This window comes from Pseudomonas sp. ES3-33 (assembly GCF_000952175.1).
In the GTDB taxonomy this organism is placed as follows: Bacteria; Pseudomonadota; Gammaproteobacteria; order Pseudomonadales; family Pseudomonadaceae; genus Aquipseudomonas; species Aquipseudomonas gregormendelii.
The window spans coordinates 68,353-74,425 of the sequence record NZ_JZRI01000120.1 but is presented as its reverse complement, the minus strand read 5'-3'; the positions used below and the strand labels follow the sequence as shown (position 1 = coordinate 74,425).

The following is a 6,073-nucleotide window of genomic DNA, read 5'->3' as shown; positions in this document are numbered from 1 at the left end:
AGATGTGTATAAGAGACAGCGCACGCTGGCCACCGGCTTTCTGGTAGTTAGCCGTGTAGGCCCGCACGTTTTCCATGGAAAAGATGCCTTGCTTGGCTTTATCCAGAGAACGCGGGTTGATGTCGGTGGCGTAGATGATGGTGCGGTCGAGCAAGCCTTCTTCGCGCAGCAGGATCGCCATGGAATAGACTTCTTCCCCCGTGCTGCAGCCGGCGATCCAGATCTTGATTGAGGGGTAGGTCTTGAGCAACGGCACCACTTCCTGGCGAATGGCCAGGAAGTGCGAGGGGTCGCGAAACATCTCGCTGACCGGGATGGTCAGCAGCTGCAGCAATTGCATGAACGCCGTCGGGTCGTGCAGGACCTTCTCCTGCAGCGCCGAAATGGTCGCACATTCGAACTGCCCCAACGCGTGCTGCACCCGGCGCTTGATCGAAGCGCCGGAGTAGTCGCGAAAGTCATAGCTGTACTTGAGGTAAATGGCCTCGATCAGCAGCCGCAATTCGATTTCGGTATTGGCTGGCACTAAATGCGTTCCATCTTAGGTAACCACACTCGAATCAACGAGAACAGGCGATCCAGGTCAATGGGCTTGGCCAGGTAATCATTGGAGCCGGCCTGCAGGCAGCGTTCCTGATCATCCTTCATGGCCTTGGCCGTCACCGCAATGATCGGCAGCTTGCGCCAGCGCGGGTCCTTGCGAATCTCGATGGTGGCTTCAAAGCCGTCCATCTCCGGCATCATTACGTCCATCAACACCAGATCGATGTCCTCGACTTCATTCAACTTTTCAATCGCTTCACGGCCGTTACGGCCAATGACCACGACTGCGCCTTTTTGCTCGAGCGCGCTGGTGAGGGCGAAGATATTGCGTACGTCGTCGTCCACCAACAGCACTTTGCGACCCTCGAAGACCTTGTCGCGGCTGCGGGCGGTCTTGAGCATCTTCTGCCGTTCATGGGACAGCTGCGATTCGACTTTGTGCAGAAAGAGTGTCACCTCGTCCAGCAATCGCTCCGGTGAACGCGCGCCCTTGATGATGATCGAGCGCGAGTACTTGCGCAGCTCTGCTTCTTCATCCCGGGTAAGGTTGCGGCCGGTGTAGACGATCACAGGCGGGAAGGAGCAGATGTCCTCGGTGGACATGCGCTTGAGCAGTTCATTGCCCAGCATGTCCGGCAGCTTCAGGTCGATGATCATGCAGTCGTAGATGGTGGTGCGCAGCAGCTGCAGCGCTTCCTGGGCATAGCCAACTGCGGTGATCTCGATGTCTTCGTCGCCGATCAGGCGGGCAATGCTGTCGCGCTGCAGGTCGTCATCTTCCACCAGCAGAACGCGCTTGACCTTCTGGGTCAGCTTGGCTTCCAGGCGGGCGAAAACATCCTTGAGCTCTTCACGGGTGGTCGGTTTGACGGCGTAGCCGATGGCGCCCATGTGCATGGCAGCTTCCACTCGATCCTCGACCGAAATCACGTGCACCGGGATATGCCGCGTGTCTGCGTGTTCCTTGAGGCGCTGCAGCACGGTCAGGCCGGAATGGTCTGGCAGGCGCATGTCCAGCAGGATCGCGTCCGGGATGTACTCCCTGGCCAGGTTGTAACCTTCGTCGGCGCCATGGGCAACCAGGCACTGATAGCCCAGCTCATGCGCCAGGTCGTAAAGAATGTGAGCGAAATTCGGCTCGTCCTCCACCACCAGGATGCAACGCGTGGCAAACGGCGCCTTGCTGCGGTCATCGTTGAAGCTTGGGATGTCGATCGGGGCAATCAACGGTGCCAGCGCAGGCGGCGCGGCGACTTTGTGCGAGACCGCCACGGGCGCCGGAGCTACCGGCGAGACAGGGCTTTCACCTGGCTCGACATATTGTTGCGGCAGCACCAGGGTGAACACGCTGCCCTGCCCCGGTTCACTGGTGACGCTGATGGAACCGCCGAGCAATGCGGCCAGATCCCGGGAAATCGACAGCCCCAGGCCGGTGCCGCCGTAGCGCCGGTTGGTGGTGCCGTCGGCCTGACGGAAGGCTTCGAAGATGCTTTCCTGCTGATCGGCGGCAATGCCAATCCCGGAATCGCGCACGACGAATGCAATGCCATCATCCGGCATGCCGGTAACAGTAAGGCTGACCGTGCCGCTCTCGGTGAACTTCACGGCGTTGGACAGCAGGTTCTTGATCACCTGCTCCAGGCGCTGGCGGTCGGTGTAGATCATCAGCGGCGAACCGTCTTGCAGCTCGATCTGGAAATCCAGCTTCTTTTGCGTCGCCAGCGGCTGGAACATCCCGCGCAAGCCGTCCACCAGGCGTGCGACGCTGGTGTTCTCGGGCAGCATTTCCAGCTTGCCGGCCTCGACCTTGGAAATGTCGAGGATGTCGTTGATCAAGTGCAGCAGATCGTTGCCTGCCGAATAGATCGACTCGGCAAACTTGACCTGCTCGGCGCTGAGGTTGTCCTGGGGATTTTCCGCCAGCAGTTTGGCCAGGATCAGCGAGCTGTTCAGCGGCGTGCGCAGCTCATGGGACATGTTGGCGAGGAACTCGGACTTGTACTTGCTCGAACGCTGCAATTCCTCGGCACGCTCTTCCAGCTGCGTTTGAGCCAGATTGAGCTCGGTGTTCTTCTGGTCCATGGCGTCGCGCTGATCGGCGAGGATCTGCGCCTGCTCGGCCAGCTGTTCATTGGTCTGCTCCAGCTCCACCTGCTGGGTTTCCAGGTGTGCCTGGGACTCCTTGAGGATGCGCGACTGCTCTTCGAGCTCTTCGTTGGCGGTCTTGAGTTCTTCCTGCTGAACCTGCAGCTCTTCATTGAGTTGCTGGGTTTCGGCCAGCACCTCTTGCAGGCGCTGGCGATAGCGCGCGGCCTCGATCGAGGTGCCAATGTTGCCGGCAATCAGCTCCAGCAACTCGACGTCACGGTCACTGAGCGGGCGCAGAAAGCCCAGCTCGATCACGCCATTGACCCGCTCATCGTCGCTGGTAGGCACCACCAACACACTGTGCGGCAGCCCTTCGCCCAGGGCGGAGCTGACCTTGAAGTAGTCACCGGGCACCTGGTCCAGGCGAATCACCTCGGCCCGTTGCGCCACCTGCCCGACAATCCCTTCATCGCTATAAATGTAGTGCTCACGCTCTTCCTGTTCCCGGGAAAACCCGTAGGACGCAATACGCTTGAGGCCACCGTGCTCTTCGCGTACATAGATAGCCGCCACCGCCGAACCGAGGTACTGCGCGCAGAACTGCAGGATATTGCGCCCCAGCACGTTTAGCGACAGCTGCCCCAGTACCTGTTCGGCGAGTTCAGTCTGGCCATTGCGCAGCCAGGCCTGCTGCTCCAGACGATTGGCGCTGGACTGCTGCGCGGCCAGGTTGGCGGCGTAGTTTTGCGACAGGTTGAGCAGATCGCGGCGGCCTATATAGGCCAGCAGAGCACTGATCCCGGCGACGAACAGCAAGTACAGGGCAATGCTCCAGATGGTGGTGCGACGCACCTCTTCATTGCGCGAGGCGCGCAACTGCTGTTCCATCTCGATCACGTCTTCGAACTGCTTGCGTATTTCATCGGTCAGGCGTTTGCCGCGCCCGGCCTTGACCGCACCACGGTAGTCACCACTGGAACGTTGCAAATCGATCATCGATTGCGCGTAGCCGGCCCATTCAGCCTGCAGCGCCTCGAGGCGACGCAGGCGATCGGTTTGTACCGGGTTGTCACTGGTCAGTTCCAGCAAGGTGTCGAGAGCCACCTTGATTCGCGGGCGTGCGGTTTCATAGGGTTCGAGAAACTTCTCGTCACCGCTGAGCAGATAGCCGCGCATCCCGGTTTCCAGATCGACGGTCAGCTTCACCGCTTCATTGGCGTTATTGATCACCCGATCGGTATGTTCCACCCACTGGATGGTTGACAACAGATAGAGGATCAGGGACACGAAGAACACCGCACTGAGAACGCCCACACCCAATGGCAGGCTGACGTTGCGACTCAGGAGTTTACGGAATCGTTGCTCATCTACCGAAGACGCAGAGGTCATGTGGGAGCCTTGTCGAACTGTTAAAAAACAGGGAGTTTGCCCCATAACGGGCATATTGATCCAATTTTCTGACGGGTATTTCAGCAATATCCTACATTCAGCTGTTCCAGAACCAAGGAGCGGTTATCCTTCCCGCGCTTGAGCAGCTATTCTTTTTTCAGCACGAAGGGAACTTGTCGGGTCCCGCCGTTTACTCAAGCAAGACTCCGGCGAATCTGATCGACCGGCCAACGCCATTTCAATCTTTGGGAACCCTATTATGTCTTCCGCCGCGTCCATCATCCTGGTAGTCGAAGACGACGACATCGTGCGCATGTTGATCGTCGATGTACTGGAGGAACTGGAATTCGAGGTGCTGGAGGCTGATGGCGGCGAACAGGCGCTGGCGTTCCTGGCCAACGCCGGGCAAACCATCGATCTGATGATGACTGATGTCGGCCTGCCGGGCATGGACGGACGTGAGCTGGCCGACAAGGCGCGTCAGCTGCGTGCCCGCTTGCCAATCCTGTTTGCCAGCGGTTACGCCGAAAACATTGATGTGCCTGAGGGCATGCACCTGATTGGCAAGCCGTTCTCGATCGATGCGCTGCGGGACAAGGTCAAGGGCATCCTGCAGGCCGCCAGCTAAACCCTCATAGCGCCAGGATCGCTGCGGACTGTGCTTTAATTGCGCGCTTTTTTCCGCATGCCCCCCTGCCCGCTTCAAGGAACCACCCTCAATGAGTCAGCCCCGCGCAGCCAAAGTCCTGGTGATTGGTTACGTTTGGCCCGAGCCCCGCTCCTCGGCGGCCAGCAGCCATGTGATGCAAATCCTCGAAACCTTCCTGCAACAGGGCTGGGACATTACGTTCAGCAGCCCGGCAGGTGCTGGCGAGCACCCGGCTGACCTCACCGCCCTGGGCATTCGCCAGGTGCCGATCGAACTCAACAACAGCAGTTTCGACGCGTTTGTCAGTGAGCTGGCCCCGGATGTCGTGCTGTTCGACCAGTTTATGATGGAAGAACAATTCGGCTGGCGGGTAGAAAAGCACTGCCCCAATGCACTGCGAGTGCTGGAAACTTCAGACCTGCAGAGCCTGCGTCACGCCAGGCACCAACGCCTCAAGGAGCGCTTGAAGGCCAGCGCTGACCTCGAAGACTTCAACGAATTGTTTGCCCCCGCGTTACGGCAGGAATTCGAACTCATGGCCGATGCCGACCTGGCCAAGCGTGAGCTTGCTGCCATTTATCGTTGCGACCTGACGCTGATGATCTCCGAGGTGGAGATCGAGTTACTGGTGCAGCAGTTCATGGTGCCCCGTGAATTGTTGCACTGGTGTCCGCTGATGATCGATGTGCCCACCCGGCCATCGACTCGCTTCGAAGACCGCGCGCATTTTCTCAGCATCGGCAACTTCCGGCATGCGCCGAACTGGGATGCAGTGCTGTGGCTCAAGACTACGATCTGGCCGTTGATTCGCCAGCAATTGCCCGCTGCCCAGCTGCACATCTATGGGGCTTACACACCGCCCAAGGCAACCGCACTGCACAACGCCGCCCAGGGTTTTCATGTGATGAACTGGGCCGAGGATGCCTTGCAAGTCATGTCTGCGGCCAGGGTGTGCCTGGCTCCCTTGCGCTTTGGCGCGGGTATCAAGGGCAAGCTGGTGGATGCGATGCTGTGCGGCACGCCGAATGTCACAACACCAGTGGGGGCAGAAGGCATGCACGGCCTGGAACCCTGGCCAGGTGCAATTACCCGCACGGCCCAGGCGTTTGCCGACAGCGCGGTACAACTGCACAACGACCGCACCTGCTGGCTGGCCGCACAGGCCAAAGGCCTTCACCTGCTCGGGCAGCGCTATCGCCAGGCGCAACATGGCCCCGCACTGATCACCCGAATTGAAGAATGTCGTCGAAACCTGGGTTCAATCCGGCGCGACAACTTTACCGGCAGCATGCTGCGCCATCACCAGCACAAGAGCACTCAATACATGTCGCAGTGGATCGAAGCGAAAAACCGTCAGCCTCAGTAACCCGAGTGAGACTTCGGGTGGTCGAGGGCACGACGTAC

The 6,073-nt window shown here is 59.4% G+C and carries 4 protein-coding genes; 2 read left to right on the top strand and 2 right to left on the bottom strand.

What is annotated here, in order from left to right:
• Both UB23_RS20700 and UB23_RS20695 read right to left on the bottom strand, forming a co-directional pair.
• The coding region (locus tag UB23_RS20700) for a CheR family methyltransferase (RefSeq protein WP_045061171.1) at positions 1 to 526 on the bottom strand (526 nt) is incomplete at its 3' end.
• Entirely contained in the window at positions 526 to 4,020 is a 3,495-nt protein-coding gene (locus UB23_RS20695; protein WP_045061170.1) for a response regulator, read from the bottom strand. The genes UB23_RS20700 and UB23_RS20695, both read right to left, overlap by 1 nt.
• A gap of 259 nt (positions 4,021 to 4,279) precedes the next feature.
• On the opposite strand from UB23_RS20695, the gene UB23_RS20690 reads away from it, so the two are divergent.
• Positions 4,280 to 4,648 carry a response regulator gene (locus UB23_RS20690; RefSeq protein ID WP_045061169.1) on the top strand — a complete coding sequence of 123 codons (369 nt, stop codon included), beginning with the start codon at positions 4,280 to 4,282 and terminating at the stop codon, positions 4,646 to 4,648.
• Between the two features lie 91 nt (positions 4,649 to 4,739).
• Complete coding sequence (locus tag UB23_RS20685; RefSeq protein WP_045061168.1) at positions 4,740 to 6,035, top strand: glycosyltransferase; 1,296 nt, start codon at positions 4,740 to 4,742, stop codon at positions 6,033 to 6,035.
• The last annotated feature ends 38 nt before the right edge of the window (positions 6,036 to 6,073 follow it).

Coding starts and splice junctions, on each gene's coding strand:
- UB23_RS20695 (WP_045061170.1), bottom strand. CDS start 4,020: ATGACCTCTGCGTCTTCGGTAGATGAGCAACGATTCCGTAAACTCCTG.
- UB23_RS20690 (WP_045061169.1), top strand. CDS start 4,280: ATGTCTTCCGCCGCGTCCATCATCCTGGTAGTCGAAGACGACGACATC.
- UB23_RS20685 (WP_045061168.1), top strand. CDS start 4,740: ATGAGTCAGCCCCGCGCAGCCAAAGTCCTGGTGATTGGTTACGTTTGG.